The organism is Tropicimonas sp. TH_r6, from assembly GCF_033101155.1.
GTDB lineage: Bacteria > Pseudomonadota > Alphaproteobacteria > Rhodobacterales > Rhodobacteraceae > Tropicimonas.
In genome coordinates this window covers 226,628-246,589 of the sequence record NZ_JAWMPX010000004.1, presented here as the reverse complement: position 1 = coordinate 246,589, position 19,962 = coordinate 226,628, and the positions used below count along the sequence as shown (strand labels likewise).

Sequence of the window (19,962 nt, the reverse complement as noted above, 5' to 3'; positions counted from 1 at the left end):
TGCGCACGCCGGACCTTCCCGGGAATCAGATCCCGCGAACGCCTTTCAATGTCAGGTCGCTCACCAGTCGCGCATAATCCTCCCGCGCCTCCGCCCCGGCATGACTGTTCCACATGTAGAACCAGTTGAGCATGCCGAAGACGGACATGGTGGTCGAATAGAGCTTGCCCTTCTCACCCTCGAACACCTCTGGCGCCGCTGCCCGGATCGCCTCGGACATCTGTTGCACCATATCCCGTTGGTAACCGCGCAAGACGTCCTGCTGGTCGGGGGGCAGCGCCGAGATGCCGGTGGTCTGCACACGGTGCTCGTTATCCGCGCCCTGGTAGGCCTTCAGCGTCGCCGCGACGATGGCATGCAGACGCTCGGTGGGTGACAGCCCGTCCAACTCGATGCCGCAGATCGTCTCGCGCAACTCCTGCAGATAGGTGTCGAGGATGTCAAAGAGCAGCGCGTCCTTGCCGTCGTAATAGTGGTAGATATTCGCCTTGGAGATCCCGCATTCCCGCGCCAGCAGGCTCATCGAGGCCCGGTCGAAGCCCTGATCGGCGAAGACCTTGGCGGCGGATTTGAGGATCTGCTTGCGCTTCTCGTCGTGATCTTTGGCGATTGTGCGGACCAAGGTTCACCCTTTCGGACGGTTGTCGACAACCCGCACCGCCTTGCCGGTGGAACGGTCCACCTCGCCCGGGTCGCGGATATCGATTTCGGTGGAGACCCCTACCACATCCTTGATGTGCTTGTAGAGAACGCGGGCGGCGGCGGTCTTGGATGCTTCGTCTGTTGAATCCGGGGCACATTCGACATGGATGCGCATCGCGTCCATGTGGCCGGCCCGGAAAAGCTCGATCTGGTAATGATTGGTCAGCCCGCCGGTCGCCACGACCTGTTCTTCGATCTGGCTGGGGAAGACATTGACGCCGCGCAGGATGATCATGTCGTCGCTGCGCCCGGTGATCTTCTCCATCCGCCGCATCGACCGCGCACTGCCGGGCAGGAGCCGGGTGAGGTCCCGCGTCCGGTAGCGGATCATCGGCAGGCCTTCCTTGGTCAGCGTGGTGAAGACCAGTTCGCCCATCTCGCCATCCTCGACCGGCTCACCGGTCACGGGGTCGATGATCTCGGGGAAGAAGTGGTCCTCCCAGATATGCAGCCCGTCCTTGGTCTCGACGCATTCATTGGCCACCCCCGGCCCCATGATCTCGGAGAGTCCGTAGATATCGACCGCATGCATGTCGAACGCGGCCTCGACGGAGTGGCGCAGCGCGTCCGTCCAGGGCTCGGCGCCGAAGATGCCGACCTCGAGCGAGCAGTCATGCGGGTCGATCCCCTCATGGTGCATCTCTTCGAGGATGTTGAGCATGTAGGAGGGTGTGACCATGATCGTGGAGGGCTTGAAATCCTGGATCAGCGTGACCTGCCGCTGTGTCATCCCGCCGGAGATCGGAACCACGGTGCAGCCCAGACGCTCTGCGCCGTAATGCGCGCCAAGCCCGCCGGTGAACAGTCCGTAGCCATAGGCGACGTGGACGATGTCGCCCGGCCGGGTGCCGGAGGCGCGCATGGAGCGGGCGACGAGATCGGCCCAGTTACTCAGGTCGTTCTCGGTATAGCCGACAACGGTCGGCTTGCCGGTGGTGCCGGAGGAAGCGTGGACGCGGCGGATCTGCTCGCGCGGGACGGCGAAGAGGCCGAAGGGATAGTTGTCGCGCAGGTCCGTTTTCACCGTGAAGGGGAATTTCGACAGATCCTTCAGGCTCTTGAGGTCGTCCGGGTGGACACCCTTCTCGTCGAAGCGCTGGCGGTACATCGGCACACTTTCGTAGGCATGGCGCAGGGTCCATTTCAGCCGCTCCAACTGAAGCGAGCGGATCTCGTCGATGGATGCGATTTCGATCGGATCGAGGTCTTCGCGCCTCGGCGTCAGGTCTTTCATGTCGTCCTCCCCAGAACTCTTATTCTTCGAAATGGTGGCCCTTGATCGCGCGGGAACATCCCCGCATCTCCGCGATCACCTGGCCTTCCTGATTGGTGACGCGCACGTCATAGATCCCGCTTCTCCCGGTCAGCGAGATCTCCTCGGCGCGGGCGGTGAGCCTTTCGCCCGCGCGGCCGGGGGCGAGATAGCTCATCATCACATGCTGTCCGACGGTCGAGACATTGCGGCTGTTGCAGGCAAAGGCGAAGGCGCTGTCGGCGAGCGAAAAGCTGACCCCGCCATGGCAGGTTCCGTGCCCGTTGCAGTGATGCGGCTCGACGCGCATCGAGATCACGGCACGTCCCTCGTCCACCTCGACCAACTCCATGCCGAACCATTGGGTCGCCGGATCATTGGCCCACATCGCCGCTGCCGAACGTTCAGCGCGTGCCTTCGGTGTCATGCTCATCGGCCTTTGAACTCCGGTGCGCGTTTCTCAAGGAAGGCCGCAACACCTTCCGCATAGTCCGCACTCTCGCCGCAAAGCTTCATCGCCTCGGCTTCCAAATCCAGATGGGCGTCGAGACTGTCCGTCGCTGCGGCCTGGATGCAGGCCTTTGTCTGCGCAAAGCCAAGCGTCGGGCCATTGGAGAAGCTGTCGGCCATTGCGCGGGCCTCCTCCATGAGCGTCGCATCGGGCAGGGCCTTCCAGATCAAGCCCCACTCCTCGGCCTGTTTCGCCTTGAGCGGTTGTGCTGTGAAGGCCAGCCCCTTGGCGCGGGCCTCGCCGATCAACCGCGGCAGGTGCCAGCTTCCGCCGGTATCTGGAATCAACCCGACCTTGGCGAAAGACTGGATGAATTTCGCGCTCTCGGCGGCGAGCACAATATCGCACGCCAGCGCGAGATTGGCACCAGCGCCGGCGGCGACGCCATTGACGGCACAGATGACCGGCATCTCCAGCGACCGGATCAGGCGCACAAGCGGCGCATAGAATGTCCGAACCGTGTGGCCCAGATCGGGCGGGCCCTCCATCTTCGATGGATCCCGATCACCGAGATCCTGACCCGCACAAAAGCCGCGTCCGGCGCCGGTCAGCAGCACCGCGCGGGTGTTCGAATCACGTGCCTCTTCCAACGCGGTGCGCAGGGCGCGATGCATCTCCTCGTTGAAGCTGTTCAGCCGGTCAGGGCGATTCAGGGTAATTTCAACCCAGTTTTCCGCGCGTTCTGTAATGATTGTATCGCTCATGGCCCGTTTGCTTTTCGAATATTCCGAGATCCTTCTTGCATAAACCGAACGGTTGGTCAATAAATCGGAAAGATTTTGATTCTGGCAAGGAGAGCGCGGGCATGCCGCAACAGGCGACGGTCACGGTAGAGCGGAAGGGTGATATCGCCTGGGTGACGCTCGACTACCCGCCGGTCAACGCCACCTCGACCGCGCTGCGGGCGGGGCTGCTGCGGGCCGTCCGGGAGGTGGCAGGCGCCCGTGTGGCGGTGTTGCGCTGTGCCGGGCGAAGCTTTGTTGCCGGTGGGGACATGTCGGAATTCGACGCGCCGCCGCAGGAACCGCATTTGCCGGACGTGGTGCAGGCCATCGAGGAATCCCAAGTGCCGTTCCTCGCGCTGATTCATGGCGCGGCTCTGGGCGGCGGGCTGGAGATTGCCATGGCCTGTGCGTGGCGGATTGCTGCGCCGGAGGCCGGGTTCGGTCTGCCGGAAGTCAATGTAGGGCTGATCCCCGGAGCTGGCGGGACGCAACGGCTTCCACGCCTGATTGGCATGGAGCCAGCCATCGACATTGCGTGTTTCGGCAAGGTGTTAAAATCAGAAGAGATGCTTGCGCTTGGCGGGATTGACGCGATTGCCGACAGTGAGTTGAGCGCGGCGGCCGAGGATTTTCTTGCCGAGCAACCGGATCGTCCACTGGCCGTGAGCCGACGTCCGCTGATGGCCTATCCGGCCGATCTGATCGAGGCGAAACGCGCGGAAATTGCCCGGAAAGCAAAGGGTCAAACCGCGCCGTTCGAGAACCTCGACGCGCTGCGCATGGCGATCCTGCCCTTCTCCGAAGCCCAACCGCGCGAGCGCGCGAAACATCTGGACCTGCGCAATTCTCCGCAATCCCGCTCTTTGCGCCATGCCTTCTTTGCCGAACGCGCCGTCGCACGGCCTAAGGCCATCGAGGGGGTGGCTCCGCGCGAGATACACAGAGCGGTGGTTGTCGGGGGCGGGTTGATGGGGGCCGGGATCGCAACTGCGATGCTCAATGCCGGTCTCTCTGTGACGATCCTTGAGCAGAACATACCGGCTGCAAAGGCCGCCGAAGCACGGGTCCACAATCTCGTGAAATCCGCGCGGGATCGTGGAAAGGCGACGTCCGAGCAGGTTGTCGAACGGTTGGCGCGTTTCGCTGTTTCGGAGGAGCACAGCGCGGCTTCCGGGGCCGATCTGGCGGTGGAAGCCGTCTTCGAGGATGTCGAGGTCAAGCGTTCCGTCTTCGCAAGGCTCGCTGCCGAGATGGGGCCGGATGCGATCCTCGCGACCAATACCTCCTATCTCGACCCGCGCGAGATCTTTGATGGCATCCCCAATCCGTCCCGTTGCCTTGGCCTGCATTTTTTCTCGCCGGCTCATGTTATGAAACTGCTGGAAATCGTGCAGATGCCTCAGACAGAGCCAGAGGTGCTCGCCAGCGGTTTTTCCCTCGGAAAGCGGCTGCGCAAGATTTCGGTTCTGTCCGGTATCTGCGACGGTTTTATCGGCAATCGCATGCTCGCCGCGTACCGTCGCGAGGCCGATTACCTGCTCGCCGATGGCGCGCTGCCCTATCAGATCGACGCCGCCATGCGCGCGTTCGGCATGCCGATGGGGCCTTATGAGCTGGGTGACCTGACCGGGCTGCAAATCGCCTGGGCCAATCGTCAGCGGCAGGCCGCAACCCGCTCCGCATCCGAGCGGTATGTCGAGATCGCTGACCGTCTCTGCGAGCAGGAGCGCTTCGGCCAACGCGCCGGAAGTGGGTGGTATCTCTATGACGAGAACAGCCGCAAGCCGCTGCGCGACACTGCTATCGAGGCGATGATCGAGGCCTATTCGGCCGAAAAGGGCGTCTCGCGGCGGAGCTTTGCACCGGAGGAGATCTCTGCACGCCTGATGGCCGTTCTGGCCAATGAGGGCGCGCGGATTGTCGAAGAAGGGATCGCCGAGAGCGATGCCGCTGTCGATGTGGTCAAACTGCATGGTTACGGATTCCCGCGCTGGCGGGGCGGGCCGATGCAGCATGCGCGCGAGACGGGCTGGGAGGAGACGGCCCGGATCATGAGGGAGGTGGCGGCGGAGAGCCCCGGTTCCTGGACCCTGTCGAACCGGCTCTCGAGAACGGGCTGACAGGATAAGTTAATTGCAAGTGCAACGAGTCTTTGTTAGCAAACTCGTTGCGAACGAAACGAATGCCATTTCTGGGAGGACATCATGGCCAAATTCACAAAACTGGGCGGGCTGCTTGCCGGCGCCGCTTTTGCTGTGTCGGGGGCGCTGACGGGGGCCGCCGCCTTTGCCGCCGATTACACGCTGACGATTTCCAGCTGGGCACCGCCGACGCATGGCATCAACGCCGCCATGTGGCCGAAATTCATCGAGATGGTCGAGGAGGCAACCGATGGCAAGGTGACGGCGGAGCTGAAGCTCGGCATCGCGCCGCCGCCCGCACAGATGGACCTGATCATGGATGGCGCCGCCGATGCCTCAATCATCTTTCACGGCTACCAGCCGGGCCGTTTTGTTGCCACCAAGCTGATCGAACTGCCGGGCTATGAAGGCTCTGCCGAGGCCGCTTCTGTTGCCTATTGGCGGACCTATGAGGCCCATCTCGCCGCCGCCAAGGAGCATCGTGGTGTCAAGCTGATTGCGCTGCACACGCACGGTCCGGCGCAGCTCCATTCCTCGGAAGCTGTAACGTCGCTCGACGCGATCGAGGGCATGAAGGTGCGCATTCCGGGCGGTGTTGGCGGCGATGTCGGCGCGGCGCTTGGCGCGACGGGCATCCAGGTTCCGGCACCGAAGGTCTATGAGACGCTTGCCTCCAAGGCCGCTGACGGCGTTGTCATGCCGATGGAAAGCCGCAAGGGCTTCAAGCTCACGGAAGTGGCGCAGAATGTCTATGAGCTGCCCGGCGGTCTCTATCGCGGCTCCTTCGCCTTCATCATGAATGAAGACACATTCGCCGACTTGCCGGAAGATCTGCAGGCCGCGCTGGAAGAGAAGGTTTTTGGTGAGCCGCTGTCCCGCGCCATTGGCGCGATCTGGGACGATATCGACGCGACCGGCCGCGCGGCGACCGAGGAAACCGAGGGCAATGCGATCAACATGGCTTCCGAGGCAGACCTTGCGACGTTTGCCGATATGGCCACGGCAATCCAGGCCAAGGTGATCGAGGAAGTCTCCGCCGCCGGCATCGACGGTCAGGCCGCCTATGACATGATCAAGGCCGAGATGGCCGCCAACTGATCCCGCTTTCGGGGCCGGCCAAGCGCCGGCCCCGCTCAAGGCCCGGGGGAGGGGCCGGACCCATGAAAGCACTTGTCGATCTCGGGCGCACCCTGCAGCGGGCACCCGTCTATCTCGCCTGTGTCGCGCTCTTCACCCTGATGGTGATGACCTTCTGCGACGTGATCCTGCGCTCCGTCTTCAACGCGCCCATCGAGGCGGCAACGGAGCTGACGCGGATCCTCATGGCGATCATGGTCTTCTCCGTTCTGCCGGTCGTTTCCGGCCATGGCAGCCATATCTCGGTCGACCTGACCGACCCCTGGTTCGACTATATGCGCCTGCACAATGTCCGCGACGGGCTGGTCAGCCTCGCCTGCGGCGTGATGCTCTGGTGGCCGATCCAGCGCGTCTGGATCCTTGCCGAACGCGCCCGCGACTATGGCGACGTGACAGAATATCTCGGCATCCCGACCTTCTATATCGGCTGGTTCATCGCAGCCTCCACCGCCGTGACGGCCCTTGTGCTGATCCTCACCGGCATCCTGTATTTTGTCGCCCCAAAGCTCCTGGAGAACCGCACATGACCGCCGCCCTGATCGGTTTTGGCATCGTCCTGGTGCTCGTCCTCATCCGTATGCCCATCGTCTTTGCAATGGGGTTCGTCGGCACGCTGGGCTTTGCCTATGAACGCGGCGGCTCGATCTTCGACGAGCGCGGCATGAAGGCGGCCATGTCCATGGTCGGCCGCCAGATCACCGACACCGCGCAGGATTACGGCCTCTCGGTCGTGCCGCTCTTCATCCTCATGGGGCTCTTCGTCAACAAGGGCGGAATGGCGAAGGAGCTTTACGCCGTCTCAAACGCCTTTCTCGGCCATATGCGCGGCGGCATCGCCATGGCAACGGTCGCGGCCTGTGGCGGCTTCTCGGCCATCTGCGGATCGTCGCTCGCCACGGCGGCGACCATGTCCAAGGTCGCCATGCCGGAGATGCGCCGCTACGGCTATCACGACTCGCTCTCCACGGCCTCCATCGCCGCCGGCGGCACGCTCGGCATCCTGATCCCCCCCTCGGTCATCCTCGTCATCTATGGCCTCCTGACCGAGACCTCGATCGGCAAGCTCTTCATGGCCGGAATCATCCCCGGCATCCTCGGCATCTTCTTCTACCTGCTCGCCGTGCGCTGGACCGTCTGGCGCAAGCCGGAAAGCGGCCCCGCAGGCGAGAAACACGGCTGGGGCGAACGGATCTCGGCTCTGAAATCCGTCTGGGCTGTGCTGCTGCTGTTCTTCCTCGTCATTGGCGGGCTCTATGGCGCCTTCGATTTTGCGCCGCTCAACCTCACCTTCTCGCCCACGGAAGCCGCTGGCATGGGCGCAATGGGCGCTTTCCTCATTGCGCTCTCGCGTGGCGGGTTGACGATTTCGTCGACCTTCGAGGTGCTGAAGGAAACCGCCCTCACCGCGGCCTCCCTCTTCGCTGTACTCATCGGCGCGCAGATCTTCTCCAACTTCATCAACCTTGCGGGGCTTCCCGAGGCGCTCATCGCCATGGTCACGGCCTATGAAGTCTCGCCCTTCGTCGTCATCCTGATGATCCTCGGCATCTACATCATCCTCGGCTGCGTCTTCGAGAGCCTCTCGATGCTGCTGCTGACCGTTCCGATCTTCTTTCCGCTGGTCACCTCGCTCGGCTATGACCCGATCTGGTTCGGCATCGTCGTCGTTGTCGTCACCGAGATCTCGCTCATCACCCCGCCCGTCGGGCTCAACGTCTTCATCCTGCGCGGCGTGGTCGGCAATGTCTCCACGGGGACGATCTTCCGGGGGGTCACCCCCTTCTGGATCGCCGACATCTTCCGCCTGGCGCTGATCGTGCTCGTCCCGATCGTGGTACTCTACCTGCCCAACCAGATGGGCGCGATGGGGCACTGATGATCGACCTGACTGCCCTCCCGGACGGGTTCCTCGCGAATCCCTGGCCCACCTACCGCCGCTTGCGCGAGGAGGCGCCGCTCTGTCGGCAGCCGGACGGCTCCGTCCTGCTTTCGCGCCATGCCGATCTCGACCGAATTTACCGCGACAGCGACACATTCCTGTCTGACAAGAAAGCCGTTTTCGGTCCGAAATACGGCGAGGGCAGCCCGCTCTATGAGCATCACACGACAAGCCTCGTCTTCAACGACAACCCGCTGCATTCCCGCATCCGCAAGGTCATGGTCGGGGCGATGAACCCGCGCGCGCTGGAACAAATGGAGCCGGGGCTCACAGCGCTGGTTGATCACCTCCTCGACGAAGTGGCGGGGGAGCCGGAGACCGACTTGATCGAAAGCTTCGCCGGCGCAATCCCTATAGAGGTGATCGGCAACTTGCTCGGCATCCCGCGCGACCGGCGCGCTCCTCTGCGCGACTGGTCGCTGGCGATCCTCGGCGCGTTGGAGCCGAAGCTGACGCTGCAACAAGAGGCGCGTGGCAACCGCGCGGTCAATGATTTTAAGGCCTTCCTGAAGGACATCATCGAGGACCGACGCGCCAATCCGGGTGATGCGGAAACCGACGTGTTGACCCGCCTCATCCAGTCCGACGAAGACGGCGGCCTCAGCGAAACCGAGCTCTACCAGAACTGCATCTTCATCCTGAATGCGGGCCACGAAACGACGACGAACCTCATCGGCAATGCGCTGGCGCTGCTCGATTCCGACCGGGCTGCCCGCGCGCAACTTCTCGCCAACCCGAGGCTGATCACGACAGCCGTTGACGAGTTCCTGCGGATGGAAAGCCCCAACCAGCTCGGCAACCGGCTGACGGCATGCAATGTCGAGATCCATGGCGAGACCATCCCCGCCGGGACGGACCTGCATCTCTGCATCGGGGCTGCCAATCGCGACCCTGACGCCTTCGACGCCCCCGACGTGTTGCGCCTCGACCGGCGTCCAAACAAGCATCTCGCCTTTGCCGGCGGTGTCCATACCTGTGTCGGCCTGACGCTGGCGCGCATGGAAGGGCGCATCGCTATTTCCCGTTTTCTCGAACGTTATCCCGATTACGCCCTGTCACACGGGGCAAAGCTCGGCGGGCGCATCCGTTTTCGCGGCTATGCCTATCTGCCTGCCACCCTGACCTGAGGCCCTGAACAGAGGACCAGCAATGACCCTTCAACAGATTGAAAGTTTTGCCGCCGGAGCATGGATTGCGCCCGGCGAGGGGGCCCGGCTCATCCGCTCGGCCGTGACAGGCGCGCCGATGGCCGAAGCCGGAAATGATGCGCTGGACGTTGCCGCAATGCTCGACCACGCGCGTTCAAGGGGCGGCCCGGCCCTGCGCGCGATGAGCTTCCATGACCGCGCCCGCATGATCAAGGCGCTGGCGATTGAGATCGGCAAGCACAAGCAAGCGCTCTATGACATCTCCTTCGCGACGGGCGCGACCCAGAAGGATCACCTGATCGACATTGATGGCGGCATCGGAACGATGTTCGTCTTCGCCTCCAAGGGGCGCCGCGAGCTGCCCGACGGGCATGTCTATCTCGATGGCGATGTCGAACAGCTCTCCCGCAACGGGACGTTTCTCGGCCAGCATATCTGCACGCCCATGCAGGGCGTCGCGGTGCATATCAACGCCTTCAATTTCCCGGTCTGGGGCATGCTGGAAAAGCTGGCGCCGACCCTGCTTGCGGGCGTGCCGGCCATCGTGAAGCCGGCCACGGCCTCCTGCTACGTGACCGAAGCCTGCGTCCGGATCATGCTGCAAAGCGGGCTGCTGCCCGACGGTGCGCTGCAACTGGTGTCTGGCGGGCTTGGCGACATGCTGGGCCGCCTATCCTGTCAGGATGTGGTCTCCTTCACCGGCTCCGCCTGGACGGCGAACAAGCTGCGCTCCGCGCCGCATATCATCGAGAACTCGATCCGGTTTGTCTCCGAGCAGGACAGCCTGAACGCCTCCATCCTCGGCCCTGATGCCGAACCGGGCACACCGGAATTCGACCTTTTCGTCAAGGAAGTTCACCGCGAGATGACCACAAAGGCGGGCCAGAAATGTACCGCTATCCGCCGGATCATCGCGCCCGAGGCGCAGGTTCCGGCGCTGATCGAAGCGATTTCGGCGCGGCTGGCCAAGACGACCATCGGCGATCCGGCTCTTGAAAGCACCCGCATGGGTGCGCTGGTTTCGGCCAGCCAGAAGCGCGACGTGCTGGAACAGGCGGCGGTCATCGGCCGCGAAGCGGAGCGGGTCTTTGGCGATCCGGAAAGCTTTTCCGTGGAAGGCGCGGATGCCGAGGCCGGGGCCTTTGTGCCGCCCATGCTCTTTCACTGTGCCGATCCCGATAGCGCCGAACGGGTCCACGACACCGAGGCGTTCGGTCCGGTCTCCACGATCATGGGTTATCGCGATATCGGTCACGCGGTGGAACTGGCGAACAAGGGCATGGGCTCGCTCGTGGCCTCGGTCATCACCCATGACCCGGCGGCGGCGCGGGAGATCGCGCTCGGCACGGCGGCCTTCCATGGCCGGCTCTATTTCAACAACCGCGACTCGATGAAGGAGAGTACAGGGCATGGCTCACCCTTGCCGCACATGGTCCATGGCGGGCCGGGGCGCGCGGGCGGTGGCGAGGAGATGGGCGGCATTCGCGGCGTGATGCATTACATGCAGCGTACGGCGGTGCAAGGCTCGCCCGACATTCTTACAGCCATCGGCGGCAACTGGGTGCCCGGTGCGAAGGAGCTTGAAGCGCCGGCGCACCCGTTCACGCGCAAATTCGGCGAGCTGGTGATCGGCGAGACGATCCACAGCCCTTCGCGCCAGATCACACTGGCCGATATCGAACAGTTCGCCGAGTTCACCGGCGACACGTTCTACGCCCATATGGACGAAGACGCGGCTGCTGCGAACCCGTTCTTCCCCGGCCGGGTGGCGCATGGCTACCTGCTCCTCTCCTTCGCCGCCGGGCTTTTCGTCGAACCGAACCCGGGCCCCGTGCTGGCCAATACAGGGCTCGACGGGTTGCGCTTCATGAAGCCGGTCTCGGCCGGCGACAGCATCAAGGTGCGCCTGACGGTGAAGAAAAAGACCGGGCGCAACGAGGAATATGGCGAGGTGCGCTGGCACGTCACCCTGACCAACCAGGAAGACGAACTGGTCGCCGAATACGAGTTGCTGACGATGAACGCCCACTGAGGCGGCGGACCGGTTCGGGGGCGGGGGGCTCCGCCCCCCGGCGCTTTGCGCCGGTCTGTCTGGAAGCGGGGGGCTCCGCCCCCCGGCGCGGCTGCGCGCGCTCCCCCCGAGGCCAGGCCTCCGGCGTCGCCGGTGGGTTGCGATTGTCCCGCGCGGTGCGAAGGCCTAGATTGGCGCAATGGAGATTGCCGTCAGCGAGACATTCGAGACCTGTCGTGAAGCACTTTCGGGCGACCGGCCGCATCGGGTCTGGTCGCTCATCATCACGATCTTCGGCGATATTGCGCAAGGAGCAGGCATGTCGCTCTCCGGGACGCAGCTGGCGCAGATCACAGAGTGCCTCGGGGTCCGGCCGGAGGCAATGCGCGTGGCGTTGCATCGCTTGCGCAAGGATGGCTGGATCGAGAGCCGACGTGACGGGCGGCGCAGCTCCCACGCGCTGACGGAGTTCGGTCGCCGTCAATGCGCCGAGGCTAGTCCCCGGATCTATGGTTCTGGCTTGCCAGCGGATGCTCGGTTGCACCTGCTCATCGGCGAAGATGGCTCCGCCGAGGCGCGGCGCGCCTTGGACGCGCACGCGCTGACCGAAGCCTATATGCAGCTTGGCCCGTGTCTCCTCGTCGGTCTTGGCCCGCCGCCCTCGGATGCGGAGGGGCTGCTGGTCGTGGATGTCTGCGGGTTGTCCGTGCCGGATTGGGTGCAGCAGCGGGTCTGCCCGCCGGAACTGGTCGAGGAAAGCGCAGTTCTCCTGTCAGCGCTGGACCGGGTGGCTGCTGCGCTTGACGGCGTTGAGCTGACGCAGTTGGAGACAGAGGCGCTGCGGGTGCTGGCCGTGCATTCCTGGCGTCGACTGGTCCTGCGTCCGCCCAACCTGCCCGCGCGCTTTTTCCCCGAGGCCTGGCGCGGGGAGGAATGCCGGAATCGAGTGCGCGCATTGCTGACGCGGCTTCCGCCTGATGCGCCGCGCGCAGCGGCTTTCTCTTGAGGGCGCCCCGGGATTGGGGCAAGGAGAAGCGCATCCGGCCAAAATGGTTTCGGGCAGCGAAGGAGAGAGCGGATGGCTGACAAGGATTGGGAAGGACACCCGCTGGGCGGCGTTTCCGTTTTCCCGGTGACCGGGATCAAGACCGGGACGGCAATGGAAGGCAAGGCCGGGGTTGTCCGGATCGAATATGGCACTGAGCCGAGCCTGAAAAAACGGGTGGCCAAGCAGTTCCTTCTGAATGCCAGCCAGGTCCGTGGTCTGAGTGAGCGGCTGGCAGAACTGGCTGACCGGCTGGACGCGGCCCAGGACGATAACGGGAAGCCCGACAAGGTGAACTGAGGCTGGCCGCGCGCTTCGACGGCACCAGGGCGCCCGTGCTCTTCCCCCGCCACAGATCCGGTAACCCGTTAGCGGGGGCGGAGCGTGCAGGGACATCGCCACTCGGCTTGAGCCGTGCTCAGGCGCAGTGGATTGCCCGCTCGGTGGGCGATCTTTGTAGAAACGTGACAGACCGGGCCCGTACCGACCCTGCGTGGTCAAGAATCAATCGCCCTCGGGGCTATGGTTCGGTTCCAGAAACGGGATCATGTCCGGAAGGCTCCCTGATGCGGCCGTTCGACCGGCACGCGCCCGCTCAAGGATTTTCATGCTGAACGGGAACGGATCCCTGATGCTATCCGCAAGAACCGGGTCGTGCTGTCGGGGCTGATGTGTGTAGCAGGGCAATGAATGCTGGCCCAAGGACGATCCCGCGATGACGACTTCACCCTTTCCGTCAATGGACCTGAAAGCCACGGTCATGCTGCTTGCGCTTGCGGCTGTCTGGGGCGGGTCTTTCTTCTTTGCCGAGGTCGCGCTGCGGGAGGTTCCTCCCCTCACTATCACGCTCCAAAGGGTGTTCTGGGCGGTTCCGATCCTTGTGGTGCTCGTTCGGATCAAGGGAATTGCGATACCGCGCGCGCCGCGTGTCTGGGGGGCCTATCTCGTGATGGGCGCCCTCAACAACGCGATCCCTTTTTCTCTGATCTTCTGGGGACAAACCCAGATTGATGCCGGGTTGGCATCCATCCTCAACGGAACAACAGCCATGTTCGCCGCGGTTGTTGCAGGACTGCTGTTGAAGGACGAACCTCTGACCGCGCGGAAGATCGTCGGCGCGGCGTTGGGTCTTGTGGGCGTGGCATTCATCATGGGGCCGCGCGTCCTGACCGGGTTTGACCCGAGCAACCTGGCACAGCTTGCCATCCTTGGTGCGGCGCTGTCATACGCCTTCGCCGGGGTCTGGGGAAAACTCAGCCTTGCCGGGCAGCCGCCATTGATGAATGCGCTTGGAATGGTGACTGGAAGCACCCTGCTGATGATCCCGATCGTCTTCATCGTCGATGGCCCACCCCGGCTCGATCTGTCCGTTGCCACCTGGGGCGCGTTGCTGGGGGTGGCTGCCTTGTCCACGGCACTGGCCTATCTGCTCTATTTCGCCATTCTCGCCCGGGCGGGCGCTGCCAATCTCCTGCTTGTCACCTTGCTGATCCCGCCTTTCGCAATCGGCCTTGGAGTGATGTTTCTGGGCGAGCAAATGGAAGCGGAAGCGTGGATAGGCTTTGCGATCATCGCACTTGGCTTTTCCGTCACAGATGGGCGTCTGTTCGCAAGGCTCCGTGGCAGGCGGGCCAGACAAGCCAGACAATCCTAGCTCCGGAAACCATCGGGGGGCGCCTCGCCCGAGCGGGCGTCCGGCGTCTTCAACCGACAGCTTCCAGTGCCGGCCTGCCACGCGGGAATCTCCCAAATACAAGCGGGCCGCCCTGTCGGGGCGGCCCGCCAAGTCCCGGTCAGGGCATTCGTGTCAGCGCGCGACCTCGGCCATGAAACGCTCGCGGATCATGATCGGGTTCATCGTGATCACGGGGCATTTGCGATTGCCGCTGTCGCATTTGGAGATGATTACCGTCATCTCATCACCGGCCAGCGCGGCCTTGAGCGCGTCTGGCGTGTCGGCAGCGGAGCATTCCACGACCGTGTCGCAGCCACAGGCCTCCGCAACCTTTGCCAGCGAAGTGCGCCCGCCAGTATAGGTCGGCTGGTCACCGGTGGAGCCGTAGGAGCCATTGTCGACGATCACCAGGATGAAGTTCTTCTGGTGATTGTTCCCGATCGTCGCCAGCGTGCCCATATTGGTCAGCACCGAGCCGTCGCCGTCGATGGCCACGACCTTTTTCTCGGTCGCCATGGCCAGCCCAAGCCCGATGGAGGAACAGAGCCCCATCGTTCCGAGCATGTAGAAATTGCTCGGCTGGTCGTCGATTGCGTGCAATTCCTGGCTCGGCGAGCCAATATTGCAGACCACAAGCTCGTCGGTGAGGGTCTCTTTCAGCAGTTCAAGCAGCTCGTAACGGATCATGTCGCGCTCCCCCAGAAGCTGGCATCGGTCAGGATGGCAACGGGCTTGGAGCACATCTGGCAGTGCTTCAGGATGCCCGGCAGTTCTTCCACCTGCGACGCATGATGGAGGTGATAGGTCGGGATATTGAGCTGGGCGAGCAACGCCTTGGTGTGCAGCGCCATTTCGACCTGGCAGGCCACGGGCTCGCCGACTTCGCCGCGATAGGAGATCAGCATCGGCAGCGGGATCTGGTAGAACTGGATCAGCGTCGCCAGCGAGTTCACCGTCACACCGAGCGCGGTGTTCTGCATGATGATCGCGGGCTTCATGCCACCCATGAAGGCGCCGGCGCAGAGGCCCATGCCTTCGTCTTCCTTGTTGCAGGGCACATGCTTGAGCGCCTCGGTTTCGTCGAGCACCTCGATCACGCCGGCAAGCTGCTTGCAGGGCACCGAGGTGACGAAATCCACCCCGTTGTCGAGCAGATCCTGTATGATCCGCCTGTCGATATCCTTGGCCATGGGGCCTCCTCCTCCTCAGGTTTGTCCGAGCCGGTCCAGTACGAGATCGGCGATCATCGTGCTGACACGGGTGTTCGATTCCTCCGTGACCCCGGCGATATGCGGTGTCAGGATCAGGTTCTCGCAGCCACGGAACTTCTCGGCGGCCGCCTCCGTAAGCGGCTCGGTCTCGAAACAGTCGAGCGCTGCACCGCCGAGTTTCTCCGCCTTCATTGCGGCCACGAGCGCGGCCTCGTCCACCACGCCGCCGCGGGCCGCGTTGATGAGCACGGCGTCCGGCTTCATCTGCGCCAGCGAGTCGGCATTGATCATGTGGCGCGTCGCGTCCAGCAGCGGCACATGCAGGCTGACCAAGTCCGATTTCGCCAGCAGCGCGCCAAGCTCCAGCCGCTCGACGCCTTCCCAGGCCGGGTTCTCGGCTGGCAGGAGCGGATCGGAGGCGCAGACCGCCAGACCCAGCCCCTTCGCCAGCCGCGCCGTCTCCTGCGCGATGCCGCCAAAGCCGATCAGGCCGAGGGTCTTGCCGCCAACTTCGCGCCCGGCACAGGCCATGCGCGGCCAGCCGCCCTTCAGCATGGAATGCTTGGCTTGATAGGCGCCCCGCAGCAGCACGAAGGCATTGGTGATGACGTATTCGGCCACCGAGATATTGTTCGCCCCCGTGGCCGGGATGACCTCGACGCCCTTCTCCGCGCAGGCGGGCAGGTTGATATTGTCCAAGCCCACGCCGAGCCGCCCGACCACCTTGAGGTCGGGGGAGGCCGCGAGCAGCTCCGGTGTCACCTGCGTCCGGTTACGCACGATGAGCGCCTCCACGCCCGCCATCATACCCGGAATGTTGTCCTGCCGGTCCGCGAGATCCGGCAGGTATTCGGTTGCGACTTTCGCCTTCATCTCCTCGACGGCGGCTTCATCCATGAATTCAGTGATGAGGATTGTCATGACCCGAGCCCCGCGACGCAGACATATTTGGTTTCGAGATAGTCATCGAGCCCCTGGCTGCCGCCTTCCTTGCCCATGCCGCTTTCCTTCATGCCGCCGAACGGGGCCTCGACTGTGGTTATGAGCCCGGCATTGATGCCGATCAGCCCGTATTCCAGCGCGTCGTTGAGCCGGAAGACCCGGCCCACATCGCGGGTATAGGCATAGGCCGCGAGGCCGAAATCGGTGGCGTTGGCGGCTTCGATGGCCTCCGCTTCCTCTTCGAACTTGAAGACGGCGGCCAGCGGGCCGAAGATTTCTTCCGTGGCGAATTGCATGTCCGCGGTGGCGCCGGTGACGACGGTCGGCTCGAAATAGGTGCCGCCATTGCCGTGGCGCTTGCCGCCCTCGACGATCGCCGCACCCTTCTCGGTGGCGTCCGAGATGAACTCCTCGACCTTCTCCACGGCGGCCATGTCGATCATCGGCCCCTGCATGACGCCCTCTTCGGCACCATTGCCGACCTTCAGCCCGGCGACGGCCTCCTTGAGCTTGGCAACGAAGGCGTCATGGATGCCGCTTTGCACATAGAACCGGTTGGTGCAGACGCAGGTTTGGCCCATATTGCGGAACTTGGCGATCATCGCGCCTTCGATGGCGGCATCGACATCCGCGTCGTCGAAAACGATGAAAGGCGCGTTGCCGCCGAGCTCCATCGAGACCTTCTTCACCGTGTCGGCGGATTGGCGGATCAGCGTCTTGCCGATCTCGGTGGAGCCGGTGAAGGTCACCTTGCGGACATCCTTGCTGGCCATGATCGCGCCGCCGATTTCGCGGGCCGAGCCGGTGAGGATGTTCACCACGCCCTTGGGATAGCCGACCTCGTCACAAAGCTTGCCCCAGGCGAGGCCGGAATAGGGGGTCGCGGTTGCAGGCTTGGCGACGACGGTGCAGCCGGCGGCGAGCGCCGGGCCGAGCTTGCGAGCGAGCATGGAAGAGGGGAAGTTCCAGGGCGTGATGGCGCTGACCACGCCAACCGGGTGGCGGGTGACGAGAAGCTGCCGTCCGCCCATCGGGGCGGGCACGATCTCACCCTTGGCGCGACGGATTTCCTCGGCATACCAGCGCACGTAAGCCGCCGAGATGGCAACCTCGCCCATGGCCTCGAAGAGCGGCTTGCCCTGTTCGGTGGTCAGCAACAGCGCCAGCGATTTCTGGTTGTCCATCAGCGCGTCATGCAGGTTTTGCAAGAGCTTGACGCGGAACAGGAGGTCCGTCTTGGAGAAAGTCTTGAAGGCCTCCGAGGCGGCGGCGATGGCGCGGTTGGTTTCCTCTGTGCCGCAATTGGGGACGGTGCCGATCACCTCGCCGGTGGCCGGGTTGATGACATCGATGGTCATGGCACTGTCGGCGCCGGTCCAGTCGCCGCCGATCAGGTTGGACTGCATCATGTAGGTGGTGAAATCGGTCATTTTACGTCCTTTGCGAAGACATATTGCGTCTGCTGTCGGTAGGTCTCGCCGGGGCGCAGGATCGCTTGGGCGAAATCCGGGTTATGCGGGCTGTCGGGCCAGATCTGCGGCTCCATGGCGATGCCGGCGCCGGGACCCATGCGGCGTCCGTCGAGACCGGGTATGGCGACATTCAAAAGCGAGCCGTCGAAGATTTGCAAGCCCGGCTCGGTGCTGTTCACATTCATCGAGACGCCGGAGGACGGACAGGTGAGCGTGGCGATGCGACGGAGAGCTTCGCGCTCAGGAGACAGGCAGAAATTGTGGTCGATCAGCCCCTCGGCGCTGCGCGGTCCGATCTGGGTCGGGCTGCGGAAATCGAAGCGCGTGAAGGCGACATCGACCTGCTGGCCGTTCGGGATCAGCTCGTCATCGACGGGGAGGTATTTCTCCGCCTCGATCTGCAACAGGTGATCGGCGACCGTTTCGCCGCCGAGGTTGAAATAGCTGTGATGGGCGAGGTTGCAGAGTGTCGGCGCATCCGTGACCGCCTTCATCTCGATATCGAGCACGCCGCCTTCGCGGAGCGTGATGCGTTGGCTGATGTCGAGATTGCCGGGAAAGCCCATCTCGCCATCTTCCGCGCGGATTTTCAGCACGATGAAATCGGCGCCAAGCTCGGCCAGCTCCCAGACCCGCTTGCCAAGACCCACAGCGCCGCCATGCAGCAGGTGCTTGCCGATGAAATTGGTGTCGAGCTGGTAGGTCGTCCCGTCGATTTCGACATGGCCGTCGCGGATACGGTTGGCATAGCGTCCGGCGGTGATGCCGAAGCTCTTGGAATGCTCGAAATAGTCGTCGAGCGCATCGAAGCCGAGCACAAGCGGCGCGTCATGCCCCTCAAGCCGCAGATCCTGGAGGATCGCGCCATAGGTCAGGAAATGCGCCGTGAGGCCACCACCCTTGAGCGTGTAGCGTTTGACTGTCGTTCCGTCCGGCATCTGGCCGAAGGTTTCGCCGCTCATAGGGACACCTCATAGGCTTGGCCGGTTTTGGCCGACTTCTCTGCCGCCTCGCCGACGATTACGGACCAGAGTCCGTCGCGCAGCGTGACCTCCGGTTCGCCCTCGCCCGCGAGGACAAGATCGCGGAATTTCTGATGCTGGAAATAGGTCGATCCGTGATGGTCGCCGGCTTCCAGAACCTCGTTGGGAACATCCACCACCTCGACATGGACCTCCTTGGTCTCGCGCACGGACATTACGACCTGCGCGTCCCGCTCCTTGCCATCGGGCGAGAAGCGGCGTGGCCCGGGCACCTTGGCCTCGATCCGAGCGGTGTCGCCGGTCACGCAGATCTTCTCCTGCCACCAGGCGCCCTCGGAGAACATGCACAGGTCCAGCATGCCGCGCGTGCCATTGGCGAAGTCGATGGTGACATAGGCGTTGTCGATAATGTCCGGCTTGCGGCCGCCATAGGTCTCGTTGACGTGGTTCACATCCATACTGCCGGAAGCGTAGACGCGGATCGGGTCGCTTTGCAGCGTGAAGCGCATCAGGTCCCAGAAATGGCAGCATTTCTCGGTGAGCGTGCCGCCGGTGCGCGCGTTGAAACGGTTCCAGTCGCCGATCTTGGGCAGGAATGGGAAGCGGTGCTCGCGGATGGACATCATGCGCGGCGTACCGATGCGGCCCTGCGCCATCTCGTCGAGCAGGCGCTGCATGGGCGGCATGTAGCGATATTCCATCGCCACCCAGATCGGCGCGGCGCGCCCCTCGGCCTTGGCAACGAGGTCGCGGCAATGCTCGGCGGTGGTGCAGAGCGGCTTCTCGCAGAGGATCGGTTTGCCGCTATCCATCACGTCCAGCATGATCTGGTGATGGGTGTCATTGGGCGAAATGATCATCAGCACGTCGCAAAGATCGGCCGAGAGCAGGTCCTTGTGATTGGTGAAGCCCTTCGCGCCATTGCCGGCGGTCTCGACCGACATGGCGCGCATGCCCTCGTCCGGGTCGGCAATGGCCGTGACCTCGCAGCCACCCAGCAGGTGGATATTGCGGATATGCTCCTGACCCATCATGCCGGATCCGATGAGCCCGTATCTCAGTGTCATT

The 19,962-nt window shown here is 63.6% G+C and carries 19 protein-coding genes; 9 read left to right on the top strand and 10 right to left on the bottom strand.

Annotated features, from left to right (window positions below; genetic code table 11):
* Nucleotides 1-25 precede the first annotated feature (25 nt).
* From R3X27_RS06670 to paaG, 4 genes are read right to left on the bottom strand one after another with little or no spacing between them, the layout of a single operon-like run.
* Complete coding sequence (locus R3X27_RS06670) at nt 26-622, bottom strand: TetR/AcrR family transcriptional regulator (protein WP_317708052.1); 597 nt, start codon at nt 620-622, stop codon at nt 26-28.
* Nucleotides 623-625: 3 nt separating this feature from the next.
* Nucleotides 626-1,936, bottom strand: a complete 1,311-nt coding sequence (paaK, locus tag R3X27_RS06665) for a phenylacetate--CoA ligase PaaK (RefSeq protein ID WP_317708051.1) — start codon at nt 1,934-1,936, stop codon at nt 626-628.
* A 19-nt stretch (nt 1,937-1,955) separates the two neighbouring features.
* Nucleotides 1,956-2,381, bottom strand: a complete 426-nt coding sequence (gene paaI / locus R3X27_RS06660; RefSeq protein WP_317708060.1) for a hydroxyphenylacetyl-CoA thioesterase PaaI — start codon at nt 2,379-2,381, stop codon at nt 1,956-1,958.
* Between the two features lie 2 nt (nt 2,382-2,383).
* Nucleotides 2,384-3,169: a 2-(1,2-epoxy-1,2-dihydrophenyl)acetyl-CoA isomerase PaaG gene (paaG, locus tag R3X27_RS06655; protein WP_317708050.1), complete on the bottom strand. Its 786-nt coding sequence runs from the start codon at nt 3,167-3,169 to the stop codon at nt 2,384-2,386.
* A 101-nt stretch (nt 3,170-3,270) separates the two neighbouring features.
* On the opposite strand from paaG, the gene R3X27_RS06650 reads away from it, so the two are divergent.
* From R3X27_RS06650 to R3X27_RS06610, 9 genes are all read left to right on the top strand, one after another.
* Nucleotides 3,271-5,310: a 3-hydroxyacyl-CoA dehydrogenase NAD-binding domain-containing protein gene (locus tag R3X27_RS06650; RefSeq protein ID WP_317708049.1), complete on the top strand. Its 2,040-nt coding sequence runs from the start codon at nt 3,271-3,273 to the stop codon at nt 5,308-5,310.
* Nucleotides 5,311-5,394: 84 nt separating this feature from the next.
* Nucleotides 5,395-6,429, top strand: a complete 1,035-nt coding sequence (locus R3X27_RS06645) for a TRAP transporter substrate-binding protein (RefSeq protein WP_317708048.1) — start codon at nt 5,395-5,397, stop codon at nt 6,427-6,429.
* Nucleotides 6,430-6,491: 62 nt separating this feature from the next.
* Nucleotides 6,492-6,995, top strand: coding sequence for a TRAP transporter small permease (locus R3X27_RS06640; RefSeq protein ID WP_317708047.1), 504 nt, complete (start codon nt 6,492-6,494; stop codon nt 6,993-6,995).
* Complete coding sequence (locus R3X27_RS06635; RefSeq protein ID WP_317708046.1) at nt 6,992-8,344, top strand: TRAP transporter large permease; 1,353 nt, start codon at nt 6,992-6,994, stop codon at nt 8,342-8,344. Before R3X27_RS06640 ends, R3X27_RS06635 begins: the two co-directional genes overlap by 4 nt.
* Nucleotides 8,344-9,534, top strand: coding sequence for a cytochrome P450 (locus tag R3X27_RS06630; protein WP_317708045.1), 1,191 nt, complete (start codon nt 8,344-8,346; stop codon nt 9,532-9,534). The genes R3X27_RS06635 and R3X27_RS06630 overlap by 1 nt, the downstream gene beginning before the upstream one ends.
* Nucleotides 9,535-9,556: 22 nt before the next feature.
* Nucleotides 9,557-11,587, top strand: a complete 2,031-nt coding sequence (gene paaZ / locus R3X27_RS06625; protein ID WP_317708044.1) for a phenylacetic acid degradation bifunctional protein PaaZ — start codon at nt 9,557-9,559, stop codon at nt 11,585-11,587.
* Between the two features lie 178 nt (nt 11,588-11,765).
* On the top strand, nt 11,766-12,572 hold the full coding sequence (locus tag R3X27_RS06620; RefSeq protein WP_317708043.1) for a PaaX family transcriptional regulator C-terminal domain-containing protein: 807 nt from the start codon (nt 11,766-11,768) through the stop codon (nt 12,570-12,572).
* Between the two features lie 72 nt (nt 12,573-12,644).
* Entirely contained in the window at nt 12,645-12,911 is a 267-nt protein-coding gene (locus tag R3X27_RS06615) for a hypothetical protein (RefSeq protein WP_317708042.1), read from the top strand.
* A gap of 415 nt (nt 12,912-13,326) precedes the next feature.
* Complete coding sequence (locus R3X27_RS06610; protein ID WP_317708041.1) at nt 13,327-14,265, top strand: DMT family transporter; 939 nt, start codon at nt 13,327-13,329, stop codon at nt 14,263-14,265.
* A 153-nt stretch (nt 14,266-14,418) separates the two neighbouring features.
* Here the strand turns inward: R3X27_RS06610 and comE are convergent, their stop codons facing one another.
* Genes comE through R3X27_RS06580 form a run of 6 tightly spaced genes read right to left on the bottom strand, consistent with a single transcriptional unit; the run spans nt 14,419 to nt 19,961 of the window.
* On the bottom strand, nt 14,419-14,973 hold the full coding sequence (gene comE / locus R3X27_RS06605) for a sulfopyruvate decarboxylase subunit beta (RefSeq protein WP_317708040.1): 555 nt from the start codon (nt 14,971-14,973) through the stop codon (nt 14,419-14,421).
* Complete coding sequence (gene comD, locus R3X27_RS06600; protein ID WP_317708039.1) at nt 14,970-15,476, bottom strand: sulfopyruvate decarboxylase subunit alpha; 507 nt, start codon at nt 15,474-15,476, stop codon at nt 14,970-14,972. Before comD ends, comE begins: the two co-directional genes overlap by 4 nt.
* A gap of 15 nt (nt 15,477-15,491) precedes the next feature.
* Entirely contained in the window at nt 15,492-16,418 is a 927-nt protein-coding gene (locus R3X27_RS06595; RefSeq protein WP_317708038.1) for a hydroxyacid dehydrogenase, read from the bottom strand.
* On the bottom strand, nt 16,415-17,869 hold the full coding sequence (locus tag R3X27_RS06590) for an NAD-dependent succinate-semialdehyde dehydrogenase (RefSeq protein WP_317708037.1): 1,455 nt from the start codon (nt 17,867-17,869) through the stop codon (nt 16,415-16,417). The genes R3X27_RS06595 and R3X27_RS06590 overlap by 4 nt, the downstream gene beginning before the upstream one ends.
* Entirely contained in the window at nt 17,866-18,873 is a 1,008-nt protein-coding gene (locus R3X27_RS06585) for an aldose epimerase family protein (protein WP_317708036.1), read from the bottom strand. Before R3X27_RS06585 ends, R3X27_RS06590 begins: the two co-directional genes overlap by 4 nt.
* Nucleotides 18,870-19,961 (bottom strand): Gfo/Idh/MocA family oxidoreductase, encoded by a 1,092-nt coding sequence (locus R3X27_RS06580; RefSeq protein ID WP_317708035.1) that lies wholly within the window; start codon nt 19,959-19,961, stop codon nt 18,870-18,872. The genes R3X27_RS06585 and R3X27_RS06580 overlap by 4 nt, the downstream gene beginning before the upstream one ends.
* Between the last annotated feature and the right edge of the window lies 1 nt (nt 19,962).